The organism is Desulfomonile tiedjei DSM 6799 (genome assembly GCF_000266945.1).
In the GTDB taxonomy this organism is placed as follows: domain Bacteria; phylum Desulfobacterota; class Desulfomonilia; order Desulfomonilales; family Desulfomonilaceae; genus Desulfomonile; species Desulfomonile tiedjei.
Genome location: NC_018025.1, coordinates 2,943,901 through 2,967,087 on the forward strand (window position 1 = coordinate 2,943,901; position 23,187 = coordinate 2,967,087).

Sequence of the window (23,187 nt, forward strand, 5' to 3'; positions counted from 1 at the left end):
CTTCCTTTTTCCGCTAGGCCGGATACAGGTCAAAGAGCTTTCCCCATTTGCTGGTCTTCTTGAAGGCCTCCATTTGGGGTTTTGCTTTTAGAGGCCAGTAAACGAAATCGTGATAGAAAAAAGATCCGAACACGAAAGCGTATACGAGCGGGGTCCTGAAGAACAGCTTCTGCACGGATCTGAGCGGTCCGAACCAGATGAATCTGCCTACCAGCGAAGCGGCATTATTCCCAACTGTAAAACCCCAACTTTCTTGTGAAATGTCCGTTCCGACGATCTCGATATCCCTGAGGTCTCCCTGTCCCAGGCCCGATTCGTGGGCAATCCGGATGAAATTCAGATCTAACGGATTGAACCCCATCAGCTTCGCTGCCACAGCGTCGATAGCTGTACAGTCGCCTGCTGCGAGCATCAGATCCTTTTCCACCGGAATCATAGTCCGGGGGCCCGGGCCGTTTCCGCAAATCGTTCCATCCATGACAGTGAAGATCCCGGCGTGAATCTCTTTCTGAATTGCCAGCAGATCGTTCAGCGTTTCGTGAATGACTGAGTGGGTATAATGTCTCCGGGTGGTGAGCAATCCTCCGAACGCATTCTTCATGGACCCGGTGGTGCCCGTGTAAATGTGGCATTTTACCGTGGGAAGATGCACGATATTCTTGCCTATGAAATATTCCGGAATTGTTATCCCTTCCGGGTAAATATCGTCGAGCACCCGCATTTTTGCTTTGGGAATGTACCGAATCCAGCGCATATCTTCCTTACGGAAATTATAGAGTACCGGTATGTTGTACTTCTTGAAGATCGGAACGTACTTATTGAGCTGTTCCCCTTTGAATGCATCTGTCACCACCGTCTCGTTCTGAACGCAGACAATATCGTTGTATCCGGCATCTTTCAGAGTGAGGATCACTCCTTCCAGTTGCCATGGTGTAGTATTTGCCCCGAGAAAGGGAAAGTGCCAGGAAATATTGTCTTTGAGGATTACCGGGGCTGCCGGATCCAGATAATCTCTGAACCTCGCGTTTTCCATGGCTGTTCTGACATCTTCAAGTATTGTCTCAGGCGTTGCTCTTTGCACCGCAACAATCGATTTTTCCATATATTTCCTCGCAGTTTTACCTTTTCAACAAATCCCAGACCCACCCGACGATGTCCGCGGTGTAAAGAGCTCCCTGTGCTCCCGGATAGTTGTCCCAGGAATCCGATGTTCCGCGTCCGGAGATTTGCATGTTCTTGATTTTTTGCATTTTCTCTTCAGCCTTGAGGCGTTCCAGTTCTTCTATTTTGGCTTTCTGGAGCCCGCCTCTAGCTACGAAATCCATGATCTTCTCGACCTCACCCGGATCGAACCACATGCCGTGGCCCTTGCAGGAATCTATGATAATTCCCGAGATACGAGCAAAATTCATTCGATTCATCACATTTCGGCAAACTGGGCACCTCACGTATCGAATTGCCATATCACTCTGGGCGGGAGCGCGTTTGCCTCCATCAATCGAAACCACGACACGTTGCGAGTTCTCTTGCATCATCTCGAAAGTTTCCTCCGGGATGAAGCTTCCCGTACACTTCTCGCAATGCATTACAGAGAAGTCTCCAATTTTCCTTGCACGCATAGGAAGTTCGCAACGGGGACACAAACGGTCTTCCAGAACAAGCCCATCTTTTATCAGACCTTTCACGGTCTTTGCGCATTTTATGCAGAAGCGGCTGTCAGCCGGAATTTCAGCGAAACAATGCGGGCAGTTGATCGTTTTTCCCTTGAGTGAAAAATCCAGAGGTGCCGAGCAGTACTCGCATCTTTGAGCATCTCGTTTTACTGCCGCGCCACAGGATGGGCAATGCAGCACCAGGCCGGTATTGAGATCCACTGCCAGCGATTCTTCCGAATCGCGCGGGCCTTGCGGGCTGCCGAATCGAATCTTCAGATTGTTTTCTCGCTCCCGCGCTATTTCCGCTGTGAGTTGCCCTCTTTCCTTGAGGACTCCCACCAGCCTGCTCAATTGCGAATGAGTGAGGCCGAATTTTTCTCGGAGTTCCTGATCCGAAGCCCCTCTCGAGAAATCATCGAGAAAACTGCTGACGTTGACTCTTTTTCTGCCGTCCTCAGACACGTTTCGCTCCCTGGTGAAAATAGCTGTGCCGGAAAGACTCTCCGGGTCGGCGGATATATAGAATAGAGTACCAGAAGGCAAACGAAAAGAGGTAACTGCTTCGTTGTTCAATGAAGAATGGCTTCAGCATGCTGGTGAGTTCGCCAGGGATTGTTCTTATGCTCGATTGGTGCAATCAACCTCAAAGCCAGTTTTCGATAGCGAAAATCAACCAATGCCACCCGGCCAAAGATTGTCATTGCGTGGAGCGTACCCGCGTGGCACTCTCCCATAAAGAGAGGCTTGCTCACATTGAGGGAAATTGTTTCGTGCCCGCCCTCATGATGATAGACACATGCATCGAACCGGTTTGACAAATGAATGATGGGAGATTCACCATGCAAAAATCAAAGATTAGCGTGTTGGGAATAATGATTTGTACGGTATTGCTTATTTGTTCCACATCGTTTTCTGACCAGAATTTGGAGCTTATTGAAGCGGCTCAAAAGGGAGACTTGAAACGAGTGCAAGATCTTTTGAACAAGGGCTGCGATGTAGAGACTAAGAATAGGGATGGGATTACGGCCCTAATGGCTGCTGCATTCAACAATCATCTCGAGATCATGAAACTGCTTTTGGAATGGGAAGCCAACGTCAATGTCATGGCCAATGGCGTATCTCTACTGATGGTGAGTTCCACCATGGGGCAAACCCCGGTTGTACAACTACTTTTGGAATGGGAAGCTGATGCCAACGCCAAGGATAGTAGCGGTGTTACGTCCCTCATGGCAGCCTCATACGAAGGTCATTTCGATATTGTAAAACTGCTCATCGAAAATAGAGCCGATATCCATGCAAAGAGCAAAGACGGAGATACCGCATTATTGGCAGCTACCACAAAGGGTCACACCAAGATAATGGAATTGCTCAAGGCTCACGGAGCCAAAGAGTAAAGGCTGACTGGCGAGTTCTTGACGGCAAGAACAGGAAGTACACTTGAGTCGAGCTAACGCGATTGCCGAATTTGCAGCTTCCTCTGGGCGAGCGTGCATTTTTGCGGATTACGCACAGATAAACAGTCGTTCAACTACCACCCGAAACTGAATCTCTATCATGATCCGGCTATGGGCCTTGACAAATGAACCGGTTGGGGGTAATTTAGCAAATTCAAAAAGGGCCGTTAGCTCAACTGGTAGAGCAACTGACTCTTAATCAGTAGGTTTGGGGTTCGAGCCCCCGACGGCCCACCAGAGAAAACAAGAGGTTAGCCAATTTCTGGCTGGCCTTTTTTGTTGAGGGATACTCAGGGATAATCATTCTGCCAGAAATGCCTCCTGCAGAAAACCATGCAGGCGCTATTTCAAATTCAGATAATCTCTTATACATCCTTAGTTATCGCTTGTTATAGTCAGCGCCAAAAATTTTGTCGTTTGTCCCGCGTGTGAATTACAGGATATTGGTAGCGACCGGCGTCCCTGCCGGTCCATTCAATCGATATCATTAATCATATTAAAGAGTGTGCCGGCACGGAGGCACGGCACCTACCAATACCCCCCTGTCCCTAATCGGACATTAGTTTTGGCAATTCGTGTGTGTGTTTGGGCTCCAGTTTCCGTGACCGACAGACTGCAAGGGCTTAAAGAAACGACGGCGTTTCAGATTGTATTGAAACGCCGCCCTCATATATTGCCAATAGCCTCCTTGAGCATTTCAAAACACCATCAATTCGTGGCGGCTATCGCTTCCCGATCATCCGATCTGCAGTTCAGACGTGCTTCAGAAGCCTTCGAAGACGTTTATGCTACGATCGGACGAGATCGAAGCGGTCAAGGTTCATTACCTTGTTCCACACCGCTACAAAGTCGTGCACAAACTTCTCCTGTGAGTCCTCGCATCCGTAGACCTCCGCCACGGCCCGGAGTTGGGAGTTCGAACCGAAGACGAGGTCGACACGGGTACCTGTCCACTTGAGTTCGCCCGTTGCGCGATCACGCCCCTCGAACGCATCTTCGCCTTCCGAGGTTGTCTTCCACGAGGTTCTCATGTCGAGCAGATTCACGAAGAAATCATTGGTGAGGGTCTCCGGCCGCTTGGTGAAAACACCGTGCTTGGACTGTCCGAAGTTGGCATTCAAGACGCGCATACCACCAACGAGAACCGTCATCTCAGGTGCGGTCAGCGTCAGCAGTTGCGCACGATCGACCAGCAATTCTTCTTCCGATACGGCGTACTTGGTTTTGAGGTAGTTACGGAACCCGTCTGCAACCGGTTCGAGTACGGCGAACGACTCCACGTCGGTTTGCTCCTGCAAGGCATCCGTGCGTCCGGGCGTGAAGGGAACGGTCACATCGTGACCGGCATTCCTCGCAGCTTGCTCGACACCTGCGCATCCACCCAGGACAATCAGGTCGGCGAGAGACACCTTCTTCCCGCCTGACTGCGCACTGTTGAACTCCTCCTGGATTCCCTCGAAGGCCTGCAGAACAGTCTTCAGTCGGGCAGGCTGGTTAACCTCCCAATCCTTTTGCGGTGCGAGACGAATTCGCGCGCCGTTCGCACCGCCGCGCTTGTCGGAGCCACGGAACGTGGATGCCGACGCCCAGGCCGTCGAGACCAGTTCCGAGACGGACAGGCCGGAAGCAAGGATCTTGACCTTAAGGTCTGCAATGTCCAGAGCGTCGACCAGCTCATGATCGACTGCAGGCACAGGGTCTTGCCAGATCAGCTCCTCGGCCGGGACCTCCGCACCGAGATAGCGCGAGCGGGGCCCCATGTCGCGGTGTGTCAGCTTGAACCACGCCCGGGCGAAGGCGTCTGCCAACTGGTCCGGGTTCTCGTAGAAGCGCCTTGAAATCTTTTCATAGATAGGGTCGACCTTCAAGGCAATGTCCGTGGTCAGCATGCCCGGGGCGTGACGCTTCGACGGGTCGTGGGCATCCGGCACCGTGCCGGCGCCGGCGTCACCCTTCGGTCGCCACTGATGCGCACCGGCAGGGCTCTTCGTCAATTCCCATTCGTAGGTGAACAGGTTTCTGAAGAAGTTGTTGCTCCACTTCGTTGGCGTTTGGGTCCAAGTGATCTCTATGCCGCTGGTGATCGTGTCGCCGGCTTTGCCCGTGCCGAAGCTGCTCTTCCAGCCGAGGCCCTGTTCCTCGATGGAGGCGGCTTCGGGCTCAGGACCGACATGCGCCGCATCACCGGCGCCGTGCGTCTTGCCGAACGCGTGGCCGCCCGCTATGAGCGCCACCGTCTCTTCGTCGTTCATCGCCATGCGAGCGAAGATCTCACGGATATCCTTGGCCGCCAAGAGAGGATCCGGGTTGCCGTCCGGCCCTTCCGGGTTGACGTAGATCAGGCCCATCTGTACGGCCGCCAGAGGGTTTTCCAGATCCCGGTCGCCGGTGTAACGGCTGTCAGGCTTGTCACTTGTAGCCAGCCATTCTTTTTCGGCACCCCAGGAGGTTTCATCCGGCTCCCAGACATCCTCGCGCCCGCCGCCGAAGCCGAAGGTTTTGAAGCCCATCGACTCAAGCGCACAATTGCCGGCGAGGATCATAAGGTCGGCCCAGGAGATCTTGCGGCCGTATTTCCGCTTAATCGGCCAGAGCAGACGGCGCGCCTTGTCGAGGTTCGCGTTGTCGGGCCAGCTATTGAGAGGCGCAAAGCGTTGGGTGCCGGACCCCGCGCCCCCGCGGCCGTCGCCGATCCGGTAGGTGCCCGCGCTGTGCCACGCCATGCGGATGAAGAGTCCCCCGTAGTGACCGAAATCGGCCGGCCACCAGTCCTGCGAGTCGGTCATCAGCGCATAGAGATCCTTCTTCACGGCCTTCAGGTCGAGTTTTTTGAATTCTTCAGCGTAGTTGAACTCCTTGCCCATGGGATTGCTCATGGGACAGTTCTGGTTAAGAATCTTCAGGTTCAACTCGTTCGGCCACCAGTCCCGGTTCGTCGTGCCTTTGCCGAAAGCGGGTTGCTTGGCTCCGCCCACTACCGGGGACTTGCTATCTTCATTCATAACTTTCCTCCTTCGGTTGTCTTGTTAACGTTCTGCACGAGAATTGTTATCTCTCAATAACCGTTATCTCTTTTTGGCCAAGGAAATTTCTGTGTCACGTATCCTCTTGACATTTCCGACATAAACCAAAGAAGTCCAAGCGATGATTGTAAATTCTAAAGCCCGTCTTTTTGGAAAAGCACATGAAGAAATTCTGGTGCTGTAGGCGTAATCTTTAATTATACAACAGGGAAGAACAGATGAAACGTGGTTCCCTGTCCTGTTTCACTGGTAACGGTTATGTCACCTCTCAATTTCTTCATAATACCGTAGCAAATAGCAAGTCCGAGACCGGTACCTTTTCCCACAGGCTTTGTGGTAAAGAACGGATCGAAAACCTTGGTCAGATGCTCTTTCGGGATTCCAGGGCCGTTATCCGATACATCAACAACAACGTAATGTCCGTGAAGCCTGGTTGTGATCGCGATGCTCCCCGCACCGTGTTCCATGGCATCCAAGCTATTATTGATAAGATTAACCAGTATTTGTTCCACTTCGGAAGGAGAAACCTGCACTTTCGGAAGATCGGGCGCAAGTACGGTCGTAAAGGTAAGGTCGCCGCCTTGCGATCTGTGTGAATAGAGTTCCACGACATTCTCGAGAATGCTGTTTAGTTGGATGACTTCGGCCCTATGGTCCACCGGGCGTGCAAAACTCAAGAGTTTGTGCGTGATGCCCCGGCATCGTTTCCCGTGTGCCTGGATCCGGGACAATGCGACTCTGAATTCAGGTATGTTCTCCCGGATCTCGTCCGTTCCATCGTCCAGTAGATCTTGCATCCAGCCGGCTTCCTGAACCATGACGGCCAGTGGGTTGTTTATCTCGTGGGCTATTCCGGCTGCCATCTCTCCCAGGGAGGCAAGCTTCGCCGTTTGCATGAGTTGCTCATTCATGAGCTGTCTTTCCTGATCCATGTGTGCTACGTGATGGGCCAGACGTCGCGACACAAACGCAGCAACCAGCCCTAAAATAAGTGCTCCCAGGAAAACGGCTGCTATCGACGAACGGCGCGCATCGTAGATTGCTGCATAAGCGTGGTCTTTTTCTTCGAAAAGTGTCAGCATCCAAGGGGTATTCGTGATTCTTATCTTCAGACAAATAGTAGAACCCTCAGGGCTTTCGTTAATTTCCGGTACAGCACAATCCTCCTGTCCGGCCATTCGTTCATCGTAGGCTACTTTTTCCGGAAGTGCAGCATCAGCCGGAAATGCTACCTGAACCTCCCCTGTTCTGTTGACGATGAAAATTCTGGCTGCCGGCTCCAGATCGAGCCCGCCGAGCACCCGGGTTAGAGGATCGGTGCTGAATGCTGCAAGAAGGACCCATTTTTTCCGATCGTGTTCCACAGGAAGAGCAATCGTGAAACTGTTCCCTCGGGTCTTATCCGTTGCAACATCAGTAATATACAGTCCTCTTTCATTGGTCCGCTGGAGGAACGGGAAAATCGAAGAATCGGACGGAGTATCCTCGACGGTATCTGGGGACCATGCGACCTGCTTCCCCTGGGAGTCCAATAGAACCAGCGACTGGACAGTGTCTCCGAATATTGACTTCAGGACCTGGAAATTCTCGGAGACAGCGGATTTCGTTCCAAATGAGGCGGAAGGATTCTGAGCCAGCACTCGAAGGGCTATAATCCGGGCTTGGATAATATTCTCCAACTGTGCCTGTCCGTTCAGAATGATTTCCTTCAAACGCTGCTGTACCTCAACTTTATAAGAGGAGATAAAATAGTATCTGGCCACAGCTCCTAATATGAGAAGAGGTATGATGGACACCGCAAAGGTGGTGAGGAACATCTTTGAGGCAAGAGAGCGATACTGAAATCTGTATTGACTGACCGTCACGTCCATCAGATGACGCCTTTTCTTGGATATTAATGCGACGTGATCCTGAAGCCCTAAGCTCAGGATCGATTCGACCAAGAGACATTTCCAGTCCTAAGGTCATTCGGGAGCAAAGACAACTCCGTTGGTTCCTCTAATGTACACTTCTTTGACGACGGGAATACGCTGAGCCATCTCCGTCAACCACCGAACCGTTTCCACCGAACGCTTTCCCGATGAAAGTTCTAATTCTACTAAGATTATCACAGTCCCCTGCTGAGCAGTCACTTTGGCAGTCGGATAGTTTGCGACAATTTCGGCCTTGATTCTCGCTGCTAAGGTGAGGTCGTCCACAGCGCTCTGAGATTCGACAGTCGTTCTGAAACTAGCCATTCCTGCTGTACGGACTATCAGTTCCACCGCATCGTCCACGGAGATTTTCCGAATGTGCAGGACCATATCGTACAATGCCGGATCGCTTGTATCAATGCCGAAAAGCTTAAGGCTCCATTGCCTCCGCTCTTCATCGTCCTTCTTTAGGATGTACGCTGCTTCATCACGCGAAATCCCTTCGCGTTCCATCTCGAAGTGAACGCGATCTTCAAAATCCGCGAGAATCCTCACATTCAGGACATGACCGATATTCTGGAGATAGAAATGGCCAGCCAAGCCGTGATATACGAGGTTATCCTTCTGAGCCTTCTCAAGAAGAGCCGAGGCAAAATAGGCCAAATACTTCTCTCTGCCATGTGAAAATCGTTCCAGTATCGTTGGTGCGTCGTGCAGGGCTCGTATCAGCTTGATTTCAGGAGTGTTGAATTGTTCTGAAGCCTCGACGAGCAGATCTCTGGAGATACAAGTGTAGCCCAGCTTGAGCGCTACCTTTTCGGCCACCTCTTTTCCCTTACTGTATGATCCTCGTGAGATGGTAATTATTGCCACCTCTCCTCCTTCAGGTCGAAGTTTTCTCCGTTCGCCTGTCTTCCTGAGTTGATGCAGCCTCCGCCACGGCATTCAATGGGCCTGAGGGCTGGTTTATCGAAGCATGTATCACGTGCCCATCTCGAGGTATAGCACGTTTCTTCTCATTCTCAGAGCCAAGGGACCGTTGCATGACACATCTTTCCTTCTCGTAATCCAACAACCCCAGAAAGACGTCCTATCGGACAACCCGGACATCCCGCCCCCATCAAAGTCACCGCCCCTTAATAGCCGGCATTCTCCAGCCGAGACGATACCGATTACTGTCTAATAATAGTGTTTATCACCATTTAGTATCACGATATATTTCCTTTGTGATGATTTCCGTACAGGCTGCAGGATATCGGAGTATACTTCTGCCGTGCTTCATTCATCTGCTTTATGGGAAAAGCGCTCCATGATCGATTCGATTGACATGCTTCTTGGCATCGGGTTTATTTGGTCACCATGTTATTAACAGATTGTCTAAGCTTGGCGAGCTTCACTCCTTGGCATGGGGACAGATGGCTTACCAATGCAGTGAGGACATGTGATGGTTCTTATCCCCGGAATAGTTGCAATACACGATGAAATGATTGGATGGCGCCATGAGTTTCACCGGCACCCTGAAATCAGTTTTCACGAGCACAGGACAGCAGCCAAGGTTGCGGAATTGCTCAGGTCCTTCGGGTTAGACGAGATAGTGGAAGGCGTGGGAAGCACAGGAGTGCTTGGAATTCTAAAGAACGACGAAGGTCCTGTGATAGCATTGAGAGCCGACATGGACGCTCTTGCCTTTTCCGATCAGGGTCAACACGACCATAAATCCACAGCAGACGGCGTTACACATGCGTGCGGACACGACGGACATGTTGCGATGCTCCTCGGTTCGGCAAAGTATCTTTCATTTTCCCGCAGGTTCAGAGGAACCGTGGTGTTCGTGTTTCAGCCTGCCGAAGAAGTCACCGGCGGAGCGAAGCACTTGCTCGAACAGGGATTCCTCGAACGTTATGGAGTCCAGTCCATTTTTGCAGTTCACAGCTTCCCCGGGTTGGCAGCCGGACGCATAAGCATCACACCCGGAACCGCATTGGCTGCCGTGGACAATTTCAAGATCACCATCACCGGCCGCAGTGGTCACGCGGGCGCTCCGCATTTGGCGCGAGATCCTATTGCAGCGGCTGGTGCAATGATTTCGCGACTTCAGACAATAGCGACGCGTACCGTAGATCCCATCGATTCGGTAGTGGTTGCAGTAACGAGCATTCAGTCCAGTTCCAACTTGCACAACGTCATTCCCGAAAGCGTTCGGCTCAAGGGGACGGTTCGTTATCTGAACCCCGCTTATGGAAAACCTGTTCCGATGGAGATGAAGGCGATTGTCGACGGTGTGGCCGCTGCACATGGGGTGATAGCATCCATCGAATATAAACGGAGCACTCCTCCGCTGATCAACGCTTCACCTGCATGCGAATTCGCAACCAATGTTGCAAAAAGTCTGCTCGGCGATGATGGCGTGGTTCAACTCCCTCCAATGATGGGAGGCGAAGACTTTGCGTACTACCTCCAAAGAATTCCGGGAGTCTTCGCGTTCATTGGAAATGGCGAGGACTCTGCTTCTCTTCACAACGCAGCCTTTGATTTCAACGACAAAGCGCTGCCGGTAGGTGCGAGCTATTTCGTGCGCATGGTCGAGACCAGCTTGCCCCTGTAGAGAATCCGGGGAACAAAATTAGAGAAAGTCTTTATTTACCGGTCTTTGCTTGCAGATGAACCTTCGGCAGTCGATCTATAGCTGTTATCGAAAGTCTTGACGGAATCCAATGCCTGCAATGGGAAGAATCAGTAGCGCCGGCGTCCCTGTCGGCGATAACTTATTGCTTTGTTTGGTGAATTGTTCGCCGGCACGGAGGCCGGCGCTACCAATTGCTGGGAACTGCTCTTCACAATCCGTGATTACTTTCGAGAATCGATCTATCCCTGTAAATACAAGTCCAACTTGATAAAGGACTGGGAATCGAGCCCAAAGGCTTAGTCTTCAATCTGCAAGAATTCACTCAACAGGCGTTGAAAGCGAGCATACTCATTCGGAGCGACGGTAAAATAGCCGATTTTCGGATTACCATCAAAGATCCCGATGCTCCGTGCTTGCTCGACTCGTGCTGCGGCCAAGTTCGTGCCGACATGAGAATGGCAATTCCCGTCATGACATCCCACTACGAGTACGCCTTTTGCCCCGGCGGCTAATGCTGACCAAATAGAATGTTCCGACACGCTGCCGGCACACGGAACTTCCAAGAAACGAGCATTCTCAGGCATCTCCATCGATTTGGCCATCATCGCTGCCGATCGTTTACAGCCAAACACGAACGTCGTCTTGGGCAGGTCGGAAGGGCTCACGTCGTTGATAAAGGCATTGATGGATTCCTGGGGGCAAGCGGTCAGTGTAATTGCGGCAGCCGGACACACTGAAGCGCATATCCCGCATTCGACGCAGAACGAGGATAACGGCTGGATGCGTGAACGAGAAGTGTTTACCTGTAAAGACAACGCACCGTGCGGGCATACCCTGTAGCATGTCAGGCACCGAACGCATGTCGTATCAATTGAAAGAGTCTCTTTATTTCTTTTAAGGAGGGAGTTCTCTATCCATGCCTTCGCTTCAGCGGCAGCAGCGTAAGCTTGAGCCGTGGAACCAATGTAGTCCAGGTTACCTGTTGCTCCTCCCACCACGAATACGCCGCTTTGCAAAGATCGACCTACACTCGAATCGATACTGTCGGATAACATGTATCCCCGGCCGTCGAAATCGCCTTTGATAATTTTCTGTGCCCATCCCGGAATTGACGAAGCATCCGGCCCGGTAGCAACTATCAGTCGGTCAGATTCCCAGACGAATTCATTTCCACTGTCAATGACGTCTTCCGTCGCCACCTGAAAGTGTTTTCGCCCTTCCTTGTCACCGGAAACCTGAATCTCAGGTAATTTCTCTCCGAAACGGACAAAACGCACCCCAGCTTTTCTTGCAGCTTGATACAGTGTTTCTCCGAAAACATGTAGCACTGGGGCATGTTTGAAACAGATGAGAGCCTCTCCTCCATTGCGTACGTGATCGGTAGCAACACGGATTGCAGACATCCCCACGGCAGGCGCGGTCAACTCGGCATAATCCAGCAAAAAGGCTACCCGCTCGCTGGGGAGTACCCCGGTTTGTGCAGTGAAAAGCTCGGTTCCTTGAGGAAGACGTTCGGGGACCGGTTTCAGTGCAACGCCTGGAGACAAGAAGATACAATCGTTTGTTGATTCCGTCTTGTCCTCGAAAACGGCTCTGAACATACTCTCAGTTCGCTCGATGACAGGTATTTGCGTGACATCAATTATCTCGATCTCACCCGGCAGGGCTGCCAGATCCTTCACGAAATCGTCAGAACGAGAAGGATAGGGGACATAGACATTCTCAGAGATGTCTTGGATTCTCGCAAACGTTACCTGCAGGCCTGTGTTTTTGAGAGCTTGAGCCGCTATAGCAGCCGAAATGCCGCCTCCTAGTATCAGAACCCGCGGGTTTGTTTCGCCATCGGGTACGGTTTGCAGTGCCTCTTTGGAATGCCTCAAGCTCATCTAAATTCCTTTCCTTCGAAGATCCGCCATAATTGCTTCGGCAGTCTGACCTGCGTGCGACACGGTATTCTCAATGTTTTTCGGCCCACAGCAGGTTCCTGCCACATACACATCGGCGACGGAGGTTCGACTGCTGTCCAGCGTGTCTTTCGATTGTATGAATCCGAAATCATCTGCAGAAAGGCCCAACTGCTCTACAAATGACTCCAATGCGTTCGGCCTTTGCCCTATGGAGAGGATTGCTCGGTCAAAAGTCTCATGCAGGTTTTGACCTTGCGATTCTATAATAACTTCCAGAGAGTCGTTCGAATTTCTGATTTCGCCCGGTACACCTTGGAGCAGGCGAACACCCTTGTCTTGGGCTGCCTTCAACAGTGCTCCGCCATATTTACCGGCCAACTGCAAATCAATGTAGAAAAGGGTGACAGCAATCCGGGGATCTTCATGGATCAGTTTAAGAGCCATCCTCAACGCAGCCTGACAGCAATATTGCGAGCAGTAATTTCCACCGGAGCTGGCGTCCCTGGATCCCACACATTGAAAGAAGGCAACTTTGAGCCCATCCCTATCGCCAGTAAACAGGGACAGCTTGTCTGTTCGCAAGAGTGAGTCAACTTCAGCCAACGTGAACACCTGGTCCAAGCGACCGTGTCCCAACAGAATCTTCTCAGCAGGATTGTACGGTTGAAATCCGGTGGTAATGACCAGAGCTTCAGCCTGTTCAATCTCTTCTCTGGCCGTTCCGGTCTGCTTCAGTAGTGCTTCCTTGGCAATTCCCGCGGACGGAGAAAACGATGCCAGTTCCCAGCCGGTACGCACTTCGATCATGTCGGATGTAAGCGCGTAATTCACCATTTCTTCAACGGAACAGCAATGACACCTGAGACACGTATCCGTCGCCATGCAAGCCCATTGGCCGACGTGCCCTCCGAGGTTGTTTTCTCGTTCCACTACGATGCTCTTGATGCCATTCCCGGCCAATAATCTGGCGACCGTGAGACCGGCAACTCCGCCTCCAACGATAACGATTGGTCTATCCATCAGTTTGGGAACCTCAGTCCTGCTCAAGAATTTTCTTCCGGGATTTAAAGTAATGTACGGTCTGCGCCCTGGTTCGACGGCTTGGAATTTCATTCGGGGATACAGTTAATGGAACCCACGAGAGGAAAACTCCTTGAATGAACAAGCCGCAGATTGGGAGGCATTATAGCAGATAATAGTGAGATCGACTACCGCCTGATGATGTCGAAACTCGATAAAAAACTAGGAGGTATCTTCTCGAAATGCTCGAAGCCGAGAAAATGAACAGGTTCTTTAATCGTACATCTCTTGAATTCCCTTGCTTCGGTCTATAACCAGAATGAGCTTTGCGGTGTTCGCCAGTTCATCGCGGAGTTCCTGGATGGATCTGTTATCGATGTGAAAACATCGGATATAGAGAAATTTGTGACCTTCGGGAGCATTCGCGTACAGGCTCATGATGGCCATGAGACGAGCATCATGTCTATGAAGCACCTTGAGAACGTCATTGATACAATCTTCCCGATCTTCCACCAAGAACCCGAAAAGGATCCCCATCGATGTCACTCCGCTTGCTTCCGTAAAGGCTTTGAGGCAATCCTTTTTGGTTATGATTCCCACTATCTCTCCATTATGATCCAGCACAGGGCATCCGGGAATTCTTCGTTCCAGAAGAAGCTGTGAGGCCTCTTCTACCGTGTACTCAGGTGGCACAGCTATAATCGATCTGCACATGATCGTATCCACCTTCTGCTGTAGCACTGCCTCCGGAATATTCCGCATATCAGGCTTGGAGCCTTTGGTGTCTCTCAGCTTGCGCAGGTCGCGATGTGTAATCAGTCCCACAACCTTGCCGTCATGTTCGACCGGTAAGATGCTGGAATTGTGCTGCATGAGCAGGCTTATTGCCTCTTGAACGCTGTCGTTAATGTTTACGGTAATTACTTTAGTACTCATCCAATTTCTTACTATCATTTACTTTTCCCTCCGCGGAACCCGCAAAGTCTCAAATTGCACGCGAATGAGAGAGGAAGAAGCAGTGAGAATTCCCCAATCGTACCACATCCAACTATCATTGAATTTATGGTCTCAGCCCCCGATACGCAATTCTCCGGCCAGATCGTGGGAAGATTCTGCCGTGAGCAAACACACCTTATCGGTTAAGGCACCGGGGAAGGCTGTCAAGCCCGTTCATCGGAGGGGTAAAAGACGACGTTCACAGTAACACTGATAACAGCACAAAACAAGTCGTCAATGTGTTTCCGTCCGGGTGATTGGAGGACCGATCCGGATCGCTTGAACAGTTTGCCTTTTGAACTCCGACGGATCGATCTAACACAGCAGTTCAAATATGAACCCTGAGTCTGCGAACCGCCGGAATCGAGCCATCCAGTCGATTTGTTAATCGCTCTTAGCCTGATCTTTGCTCGTAAGACGAACCATTAACCACTCCTGGGTTTTATCTTTCCCAAAGTGGACAAGCACACCGGCCTGATCCTTTGTAAGGTTGTACAAGCCCGTGTCAAAGACCGTATTTTTGTTATCCCCCGCGGTCCACGCGACACGTTGCGTTTGCTTATCTACTGCTCCCTGAATAGGCACGTTGATTTCAGAAATTACGTAATAACAGTTGCCTCGTATGACCCCTTGATGGTTTACGGCCAACTGAACGATCATGGTCGGATCGGTTTGCTGGCCTTGGACCATTCCGAACACGCCCAGAGGCAACCAGTTCGCGTCATCATCCTTCTTGTCTTGACCGGAAGTTGCGAGCGAGCTGGCCTGGTCGTAGTATTGTTCGTCAGATCCCGCAGACTGACCTTCCACATACACATCGCCGCCCTGATACAGCACTGTGCTGCCATAATCGTAGTCCTCGGGCATCTGGTCGCATCCCACCCAGTTGGCAGCACTCGACCATGTTGCAGCCGTCCAGGCGGAAGCCGCTATACCGGCGCCAACCCAGGCTCCAGGATGACGTCGCCACCAATCGGGATTGAAGACATGATGTCCGTCAAAATTATGCCGTACGTTCCACGCCTGAGCCCTCCGATCGTCAGGCGGAATATACGGGACATGGGTTCGGGATACGACGTTCGCTGAAAGGCTGCGAGATGTGACATCCAGTCGCCCGGCTTCTCCGCTGAGATGGCCGATACCTGCGTCAGTGGGCATGCCAAGGAAATTGTCCAGGCGGGTTCGAGATGTCCCTGCGAAATCACGATCCGGAAGCGATCCCCATCTGTTTCTGTCTCGGTCCAAGCGCTGTCCTTCTCTGTCACGGAATGCATCCGCGTGTTCCGAGCGAAACCGACCGGCATCTCCCTGGAAGTCACGGCGGAATCCCTCCTGCCTGAATCCACCCCAATCGCCTCCCCCGAAACTCCGGTCACGGAATCCACCACCAAAATCGCCTCGGTCGAATCCACCACCAAAACTTCCCCGGTCGAATCCGCCGCCGAAGCCACCTCGAAAGCCTCCAAAGCCGCGAGCGAAGACTTCCTCCATCGGAAGGGTTGCAACCAACATTGCCGCCAGCAGTATCCCTATGAGATTATTCATGATCGGCCTCACGTTCGAAGTTGAGTTTCATCGATAATTTGCTGTTCGATCCGTTCCTGATGCGATGAGTCCGGCTATTGAGCCTTCCTTTTCAGCACAACGGGTTCACTGTCATTTAGTCGCTGTCCTGCTACGGTTCTGTTGACTGACTGCCACCGAATACTGTTGTCGTCCATCCTGGACAGGATGTCGGTGGAAGCAGTGGAGGCACCGTCAGGGAGTGTTCCGCTGGATTCGACCATCAACCCTTTCTTGAGGAGCTTCCAAAGCCCTCGACCGTAGCCTCCGTTGGAATCGAAGCTCCAGGAAACCACTTCGCCTGAAGAAGGATCGATGCCTATCACCTGAATTCCGGACCGGGTTGGCAGCGATCCTTGGTCCCAAGCGGAGTATGAGAGTTCGATGAACTTTTTGTCGGCAATCCACCGGTAAACGAATTGCAGCTTCTTGGAGTCCTTGGCCGCTGTCCAGGTTCCGATGAGCCAGTCGAGGTTCCTGAAGTTCGGTCGTGCTGCCGGTACGGGCAAGGGGTATTCGCGGACGCTTGCCATCAACCATTTTCCACCTTCCTTCAGAAGAAAAGCGGTATAGGAGGCCCTCGAGACCGGTGAGTTGTCAGCTTTCCTCAGAACGGACGTTCCATCCTCAATGGCTGCATGAGCGTTCAGGAACTTCATGGACGAAACTGTTGTCTCCAACTTCAGATTCGGATGCCGAGCGAAAAATGCGGCATATTCCTTCTCGATAGACTCTCGTCCCCGGAATGCCCGACCGTTTTCGTCCACATATTCCCCATCGGCAGTCCAAAGATTGCCGACAGCTTTGGCGTCACCCCTGTTGAACGCTGTGACGAATTCCTTCGCTGAAGAGCGAGCAGCCAGAAGGCTCTCTGATTGAGCTAAGAGTGAGGCCCTGTCCGCTCCCTTCTCGCCCTCTGCCGCGAAACCGGCCGCGGGGCTTATACTCACAACGAGTACCATCAGTAGAATTGCACTTCTCATACAGCGCCTTCCTTTCCTTACATGCCCGCTAACTGCGGAGTAACTGGATTCTGCAGCGAGCTTTCAAACAGCCAAGCTACCGGTCCGTACGAATATGGATGTCCCGCTGCGGAAAAGGAATCTCGATTCCTTGTTTCCGGAATTCTTCATGGATGGCCCAGCTTAGTTGATGAATTATTCTACCCCTGAGTTCCGGCGGATCGATCCAGCACAACAGCTCAAGATCAAGGGCTGAATCACCGAAACGCCGAAATCGAATTCTCGGAGCCGGATGAGACAAGACAAGTTCGTTTTGCTGCACGATCTTCAGCCATACCTCCTCTACCTTTGCCAGATCCGAACCATAGGCTACTCCGATTTTAACCCGAATTCGAGACGCTGGAACAGGAGCACTCTCATTGATCATCTTGGCATTAGCTATTACTGAGTTGGGAATCGATATCAGGATGTCGTCTCGTGTTCGAATGCGAGTGCTCCGGAGGCCCACTTCGGTAACCTCTCCTCGTTCCCCTTCTCCGAGAACAATGTAGTCCCCCAACTTAAACGGACGGTCCAGAATGATCATCACTGTGCCGATGACATTGGACAGCGCTTCACGACCTGCCAGTGCCACGGCGAGACCGCCGATTCCCAGTCCCGTGATGAGAGAGTACGTGGGCAGTCCCAATCTGGCACCCAGATTGACCATCATCACGCCGACAATGATCACCGACAGAGCTTGAAAGCCGAGGCGAACCAGTTGATCGTCCACTCCTCCTCGTACAATTCCGCCCACGAACACAAAGATCGCAGCAATTCGATTGAGTACCGCACCGATCAACCATATCCGAGCGCCATAGGATATGAGCAAAAAGACAAATGCTATCGGCATATAGACGTCGGCATTGAGGAAGCGCAATCCGTAGATGATAAACCAGAGGCCGACGTGCGAAAAAAGAATCAGAGTTACAGGTAGAATAAGGCCGCCCACCGAGTGCTTCACGCCCCATTGGAACTTCTCATCCAACATGCCGAGGAGTCCACCGCCCCCCTTGTATAGCAACAGAATCGTTCCGGCAGCGATCCCAAAATAGATGATAAGTCCTATCCATTGCCACGTTGCCTCACCGAAGATCTCTGTTCGAGCCCAGTTTGGCAACCGCTCTACAAGAGATTTTGGCACAATCAGACTGCCCGTGTCCTTGAGCTGGTCCAGGAGCGCTCCGCCTCCGGACTGAGGCGTATATGGCAGGTCTTTTACCTTCTCGTAATATGATTCCGCATTTCTGACCGTATCGCTCGAAAAGAGGAACCGTTCGGTGGAAGATCCCTCGCTCACGAGCGCAATGGAGATCTCCGTGTAAGGGATGGTCCAACTGGTCATCTTTTCCGTTCGGACGGCTTTGGCATCAGGAATTTCATCATAGGGTGGTATTTCAATTCGATCCAGAGTCTCCTTGAGATACAGGGTCATATAGAACCCCATTACGTGTCTCAGTGCGGGTGGTTCTTTCTCCAGATTCAGGCATCGAGCCGCTCGTTCGGCGAGTGCAACGGCCTTGTGTTCGTGCCCCGCCTTGTATGCCTGAGTAGCATCGTTCATGGTGTCAAGAAAAGTCTTGAGAGTGGCTCTCGGGCTGGAAACGTTCGGAGGAGCAAGAGGATGCAGATCCACGGCTGCTTCGGCTCCGTTTGTCCAAAAAAAACACAGAAACAGTACCGTAAGCTGGAGACCGTAGCGCAATGACCCCATAATCCTGTACGGTGCAGCGTTCCTTGCATATCTAAGCGGAGTGGTATTATTGGCCATTCTCAACGGTGTCCTCAGCTCCAGCAGTTTTTTGCACTCCATTCATGAGATACTTCCTGGTAGCCATGAGTGCAGCGAAAGCGGCTACTCCCAGTGGAATCTCCCAGAAAAGAATTTGCGGTTCGAGCATTCTTCTCGCTATGACAAAAGACATCAAATTTATGAGTGAAGACAGCTCGTGCGAGATAAGAGTCCGCACCAACTCGAGACCTATGGTCATCAGGAGAATTCTCTGACTAATCTCGTGCAGAGTGGCCAGAGATTTCCAGTCAAGATCCAAGGCCATCCTCAGTGTTGCTAAGAAGAAACTGAGCACCCCGACAAGAAGAGCCAGGGCTATGATACGCTCACACCAGCCGACCAGTTCTTGATTGATTGCGGAGATCCGATCGCCCAAATTCATGGAAATCTCTTTCTTGAGAAAGACTCAGTTCAATGAGGTGCCCGTCCTCTTATCATGAGATGTAGTCGATTGACAGATTTACCTCTTTCGTTTAAGCGAGGGCGGAAACAAGGAGCGTAATTGAGACCGCCCTCTGTCGAGTCCCTACTGACCACATTGGCGCTGACTTTTCTGAAATTCTTTGTCCCGCAGGGACTAAAGAAAATAGCCAGGTAATTCATTGCCGGGAATTCAGTATCAGCCGCCCCTCCGGGAGTCGAGAATCATTGTATTTTTCCTTAACCGGCGATGAATCGCCGGCCTATTGTCAGTTGTTCCTCTGGAACAAACGGCCAAAAAGACACCAAGTTAGCGCCTATGCCTACTGGCCGCCCGTCACGCTGGGGAGTTTCTGCACCTTAACGATCGGCGGCGGATTCCACTTGCCGACGAGAACTTCCTGTTTCGGCGCATACAGGCGCATGGTCAAGTTGAAAGGTCCTTTTGGTGCCGGTAGCCAGTTCGCTTCCCTGTTTTTGCCGGGACTTTCATTCTGGAAATAGAGGTCAAGAGAACCGTCCGGGTTGTAAGTAAACGGCATCCAGCTACTGACAGCGAACCGATCCAGGCTGTTCGCGACCTGGAACCCTTCCTGATCGTAAAGAGTGATCGACCAGAAGGCACTCACAGGCGGCAATAATCCCTTATCGAAGTGAATCGTATAATTGTTCGCACCGTCAAGAGGCTTGCCTGTCTCATCTCCGAGATTCAGAGGATAGATGGCATCTCCGGGCAGGTTGGCACCGAGACCGAGTTGGGAAACGATGGCGCGCTTGAGATAGTAGTTGCCATAAACCCCCATTGTATCCGTGTTCATCGACCAGTCGTTGACGACGCGAGCGAGCGAGGGTATTTTCCATTCCATGAGCTTCTGGGCGCTTTCCGGCACTGTCGCGAGCGCTTTTTGAACGGACGGATCGAGTTTGGTGAAGTCGAAGCTCCGCCCCACTTCGATGCCGATGTGTTTCATGCGCGCAACGATCGGCTCATCGGTGGTGTGCGGCGGTATGACTTTCAGCAGCTCGGCGGCGTAAGCGAAGAATTTGTCCGCAGACATAGTGTCCACCTGAACTTTCGGTGGCGTCTTCATGTCAACCGTGGGATCGATTTTCACTGGGACAGGCTCCGGCGTCTTGCCCCAACGCGAGAGCGGCGTGACTTTGAAGCCTGCCTGGATCTTGTGAACAGCGTCATAGTCTTTTGGGCCGTCAGTCTTGGTGCGGCCGATGACCCACACATAGGGTGTTGGAGCATCAATTAGTTGTGTGTTTTTGGGGAGTTTAAATTCCTCGATGAACCGATCTCTTAAATCAGGACGCCAGCAAGAAGGAACCACGAGAAAATTTATTGCCTGAGTGCCGGTCGTACGCCAACCCGGAGAAGCGAAGACGTCCGTCCACATATCGAGCATCGGCAACAGGTAATACCGTCCACCCGTATCCGGAGCGGAGACGACCACAGGTTCCGTCGTGAGATCCAGCCACGCGATGGAATACAGGGTATCGAAATTCGGCCTTACAACCGTCCTCATGGTGGCGGGCGGATACTCCGGAATATTGACGAACATGTTCATCGGCCCTTTGCCGAACTCTTTTCCGGGCTCGATGTTCGTTGATTGCTTCCGGGTGATATCCATTGTCACCAACGAATAGAAGTAGAGGTACGCTTCGATACCGATGGCGTGGGCCTCGTCCTCTGCTATTTTCATCTTTTCGGCGTGGGCGGTCATGGGCAACAGTAGCATTGCTGAAACAGCGATAATCGCGAAGAGACCGCCTCTCGGTCGAAACCTCATATTATTCTTGTTCATGTTCTTATATTCCTTTACTCCTTGAATCGAATATTTTGCGACGATTAGCACTCCGAAGTAGCTTTTCACGGAATCAGCAGACGGAGCACCGTTCACGTGTCATCACCGGGCCGAACGTTCGATAGTCCTTTTCTTGCCTAAGGACTGGTTCCGAAGGACATCCTGTCCGGTAACCAGTTTGACAACACTTCAACAAAGGCGTTCATGCATCATAGGTATTGCAGACAACGATCTGCTTCCAGTTGAGGAATCACAGCCGCCAATAGTACAAATCCCCGGACCTTTAAAAGCGATGTTCGTGCCAGTCTCATTTTGGCAGCTACAAATGCACGATACCGTATTGCCGTAAGGCCTGCACAACCCCATGAAACACAAGCCCCATCCCCATGGAAGCCACGAAAAAGCCTACTATCCGGGTAGCTGCATCCACCCCTTTGATCCCTATCCAGCTATAGATCTTTCTTGCGTACAAGAGAGATAAATAGGTAACAAACATAGTTGCCACGATGGCAAGAACGACAGACGCTATAATTCCGCTGCCAGGATGTTCTACCAGTGAACTCATGCCCAGAACGGTAGCAATAGCTCCCGGACCAACCATTATTGGCATAGCCAGAGGGACGAAGGCGACATCCAGTGGCTTTTCGGTGGAATCTGCGCCAGAACCGGGTATCATTCCACCATTTGGAGAGGGAGAGAACAACTCGAAACCGAGTCGCATGAGAATAATGCCCCCCACAATGCGAACCATGCTCAGCGGGATAGAGAAAATCCACAAAACCAGATTTCCGAACACCAGAAAGAATACTAATAAGAGCGTTGCATATAAACAGGATTGGCGTGAGACTTCGAGACGGACACTGTCTTCTCGACCCGCTGTGAGCTGGAGGAATACGGGAATTGCTTCAAACGGATTAATAATTGCCAGCAAAGTAGTGAACGTTCCCACAAATAATGTGACAGCGTGTTCCATTCGAAACCTCTACATTTGATGATATCGCACCAACCAGAAAAAGAACCAGGATCGATAAAGCATGAACAGGTGACCAATCCAATCCTGTCTTCAGGAGATGTCACAATTGAGGAAGCGCCAAGCTGGGGCAAACATTCTGGAGCATCCCCCACGCTTTCCAGAGCACCTGGTCGTCTTGAAAATCACGCGTCTGCCAGGTTGCCAACATTTGTCTTTTCCAGATTTCCGCAGTTGCCATCAACTCATTTATGGCGACACTGCCGCGGGAATCGTCTTCAGCCAGACTGTTTGCCAAATTCTGAAGTTTCATTCTAAAATTCACGTCAATCTGAGCCCACTGATCCCACGCTACCGGTTCGGTGGCGTTGTTCAGGAAGAGAGATACTGATGTAACAAAATCTTGAAGAATAGGGCACAGTTGGCCCATAACCGAGTCTTGCGGATAAGCATCCGCGACCATGCAACAAAGGAAAGTTACCGTCATCAAAGCACACAACAGTCTCATCATGCCCCCAAGAGTGCGAACCCTCGCAATCGTGAATTGCTGCTAAGGCAGTGTATGGAATGAAGCGAATCCGAATCCAGCCGCTGCTTTTTTTTTACCGATGAAAAGACTCTCCTGTCTTCGTGAATGAACAGATACGGGCAGCCAACCCTTTAGCTACCTGATTCTTTCCTGCGAGCTGTTTTTCGCCATCCTATGAGAAGAAGCGCGGTCAGATTGGCATGCACCAGGACCGCCGGCCACAACAGCGGCCCGGCCCATTCTCCACAGATGCCCATGTAGGCGAGAAAGACCGTTACCAAGGCGCTGTAGGTCAACATGCCAAGCAATGCCAATCCCGGTAAGCATGCGATACCTAAAGCAATCAGTGCAATGCCGGCCACACGAGCTACCGGAATCGAAGCTCCGGTAAGCTCGGTGCCGAGCAATAACCACCCGACGAGAGCCGGGACAACCAGCAGTGCCAAACCCGTGGTCGCTTCGGCTACTGCGGCAAGGGTCAGCAGTTTTTTCATTCGTCGAACTGAC

The 23,187-nt window shown here is 51.7% G+C and carries 18 protein-coding genes and 1 tRNA gene; 3 read left to right on the top strand and 16 right to left on the bottom strand.

Annotation, left to right across the window (positions count from 1 at the left end; all coding sequences use genetic code 11):
• Positions 1–13 precede the first annotated feature (13 nt).
• On the bottom strand, positions 14–1,102 hold the full coding sequence (locus DESTI_RS12385) for a DUF362 domain-containing protein (protein WP_014810306.1): 1,089 nt from the start codon (positions 1,100–1,102) through the stop codon (positions 14–16).
• Between the two features lie 16 nt (positions 1,103–1,118).
• Positions 1,119–2,117: a zinc ribbon domain-containing protein gene (locus DESTI_RS12390; RefSeq protein ID WP_014810307.1), complete on the bottom strand. Its 999-nt coding sequence runs from the start codon at positions 2,115–2,117 to the stop codon at positions 1,119–1,121.
• Between the two features lie 377 nt (positions 2,118–2,494).
• Between DESTI_RS12390 and DESTI_RS12400 the strand changes: the two genes are divergently transcribed.
• On the top strand, positions 2,495–3,049 hold the full coding sequence (locus tag DESTI_RS12400; protein ID WP_014810308.1) for an ankyrin repeat domain-containing protein: 555 nt from the start codon (positions 2,495–2,497) through the stop codon (positions 3,047–3,049).
• 221 nt (positions 3,050–3,270) lie between these two features.
• A tRNA-Lys gene (locus DESTI_RS12405) sits at positions 3,271–3,346 on the top strand.
• Positions 3,347–3,897: 551 nt separating this feature from the next.
• Here the strand turns inward: DESTI_RS12405 and katG are convergent.
• The 3 genes from katG to DESTI_RS12420 form a co-directional block, all read right to left on the bottom strand.
• Positions 3,898–6,111, bottom strand: a complete 2,214-nt coding sequence (gene katG / locus DESTI_RS12410) for a catalase/peroxidase HPI (protein WP_014810309.1) — start codon at positions 6,109–6,111, stop codon at positions 3,898–3,900.
• A gap of 218 nt (positions 6,112–6,329) precedes the next feature.
• The gene (locus DESTI_RS12415) at positions 6,330–8,075 is read right to left on the bottom strand and encodes a sensor histidine kinase (RefSeq protein ID WP_041286178.1); all 1,746 of its coding nucleotides are present in this window, start codon (positions 8,073–8,075) and stop codon (positions 6,330–6,332) included.
• 21 nt (positions 8,076–8,096) lie between these two features.
• Positions 8,097–8,918 (bottom strand): cytidylate kinase-like family protein, encoded by an 822-nt coding sequence (locus DESTI_RS12420; protein WP_014810311.1) that lies wholly within the window; start codon positions 8,916–8,918, stop codon positions 8,097–8,099.
• A gap of 571 nt (positions 8,919–9,489) precedes the next feature.
• On the opposite strand from DESTI_RS12420, the gene DESTI_RS12425 reads away from it, so the two are divergent.
• The gene (locus DESTI_RS12425; RefSeq protein ID WP_014810312.1) at positions 9,490–10,650 is read left to right on the top strand and encodes a M20 metallopeptidase family protein; all 1,161 of its coding nucleotides are present in this window, start codon (positions 9,490–9,492) and stop codon (positions 10,648–10,650) included.
• A 317-nt stretch (positions 10,651–10,967) separates the two neighbouring features.
• Here DESTI_RS12425 and DESTI_RS12430 read toward each other — a convergent pair whose 3' ends face one another.
• The 11 genes from DESTI_RS12430 to DESTI_RS12480 all read right to left on the bottom strand — a co-directional run bounded on the left by DESTI_RS12430 (position 10,968) and on the right by DESTI_RS12480 (position 23,174).
• Positions 10,968–12,557, bottom strand: coding sequence for a hydrogenase iron-sulfur subunit (locus DESTI_RS12430; RefSeq protein ID WP_014810313.1), 1,590 nt, complete (start codon positions 12,555–12,557; stop codon positions 10,968–10,970).
• A complete protein-coding gene (locus DESTI_RS12435) occupies positions 12,558–13,625 on the bottom strand; it encodes an FAD-dependent oxidoreductase (RefSeq protein ID WP_041286179.1) in 1,068 nt (355 codons plus the stop codon).
• 246 nt (positions 13,626–13,871) lie between these two features.
• Positions 13,872–14,552 carry a CBS and ACT domain-containing protein gene (locus tag DESTI_RS12440; RefSeq protein WP_014810315.1) on the bottom strand — a complete coding sequence of 227 codons (681 nt, stop codon included), beginning with the start codon at positions 14,550–14,552 and terminating at the stop codon, positions 13,872–13,874.
• Positions 14,553–14,978: 426 nt separating this feature from the next.
• Entirely contained in the window at positions 14,979–16,139 is a 1,161-nt protein-coding gene (locus DESTI_RS31230) for a hypothetical protein (protein ID WP_014810316.1), read from the bottom strand.
• 74 nt (positions 16,140–16,213) lie between these two features.
• Positions 16,214–17,140, bottom strand: a complete 927-nt coding sequence (locus DESTI_RS12450) for a YybH family protein (protein WP_014810317.1) — start codon at positions 17,138–17,140, stop codon at positions 16,214–16,216.
• Between the two features lie 76 nt (positions 17,141–17,216).
• Positions 17,217–18,971 carry a mechanosensitive ion channel family protein gene (locus tag DESTI_RS31235; protein WP_014810318.1) on the bottom strand — a complete coding sequence of 585 codons (1,755 nt, stop codon included), beginning with the start codon at positions 18,969–18,971 and terminating at the stop codon, positions 17,217–17,219.
• Positions 18,919–19,332: a hypothetical protein gene (locus tag DESTI_RS12460; RefSeq protein ID WP_014810319.1), complete on the bottom strand. Its 414-nt coding sequence runs from the start codon at positions 19,330–19,332 to the stop codon at positions 18,919–18,921. The genes DESTI_RS31235 and DESTI_RS12460 overlap by 53 nt, the downstream gene beginning before the upstream one ends.
• Before the next feature lie 361 nt (positions 19,333–19,693).
• The gene (locus DESTI_RS12465; protein ID WP_052316129.1) at positions 19,694–21,115 is read right to left on the bottom strand and encodes a DUF1254 domain-containing protein; all 1,422 of its coding nucleotides are present in this window, start codon (positions 21,113–21,115) and stop codon (positions 19,694–19,696) included.
• 385 nt (positions 21,116–21,500) lie between these two features.
• Positions 21,501–22,154, bottom strand: coding sequence for a MarC family protein (locus DESTI_RS12470; RefSeq protein WP_014810321.1), 654 nt, complete (start codon positions 22,152–22,154; stop codon positions 21,501–21,503).
• 100 nt (positions 22,155–22,254) lie between these two features.
• The gene (locus tag DESTI_RS12475; protein WP_169316380.1) at positions 22,255–22,662 is read right to left on the bottom strand and encodes a hypothetical protein; all 408 of its coding nucleotides are present in this window, start codon (positions 22,660–22,662) and stop codon (positions 22,255–22,257) included.
• 149 nt (positions 22,663–22,811) lie between these two features.
• Positions 22,812–23,174: a hypothetical protein gene (locus tag DESTI_RS12480; RefSeq protein WP_014810323.1), complete on the bottom strand. Its 363-nt coding sequence runs from the start codon at positions 23,172–23,174 to the stop codon at positions 22,812–22,814.
• Between the last annotated feature and the right edge of the window lie 13 nt (positions 23,175–23,187).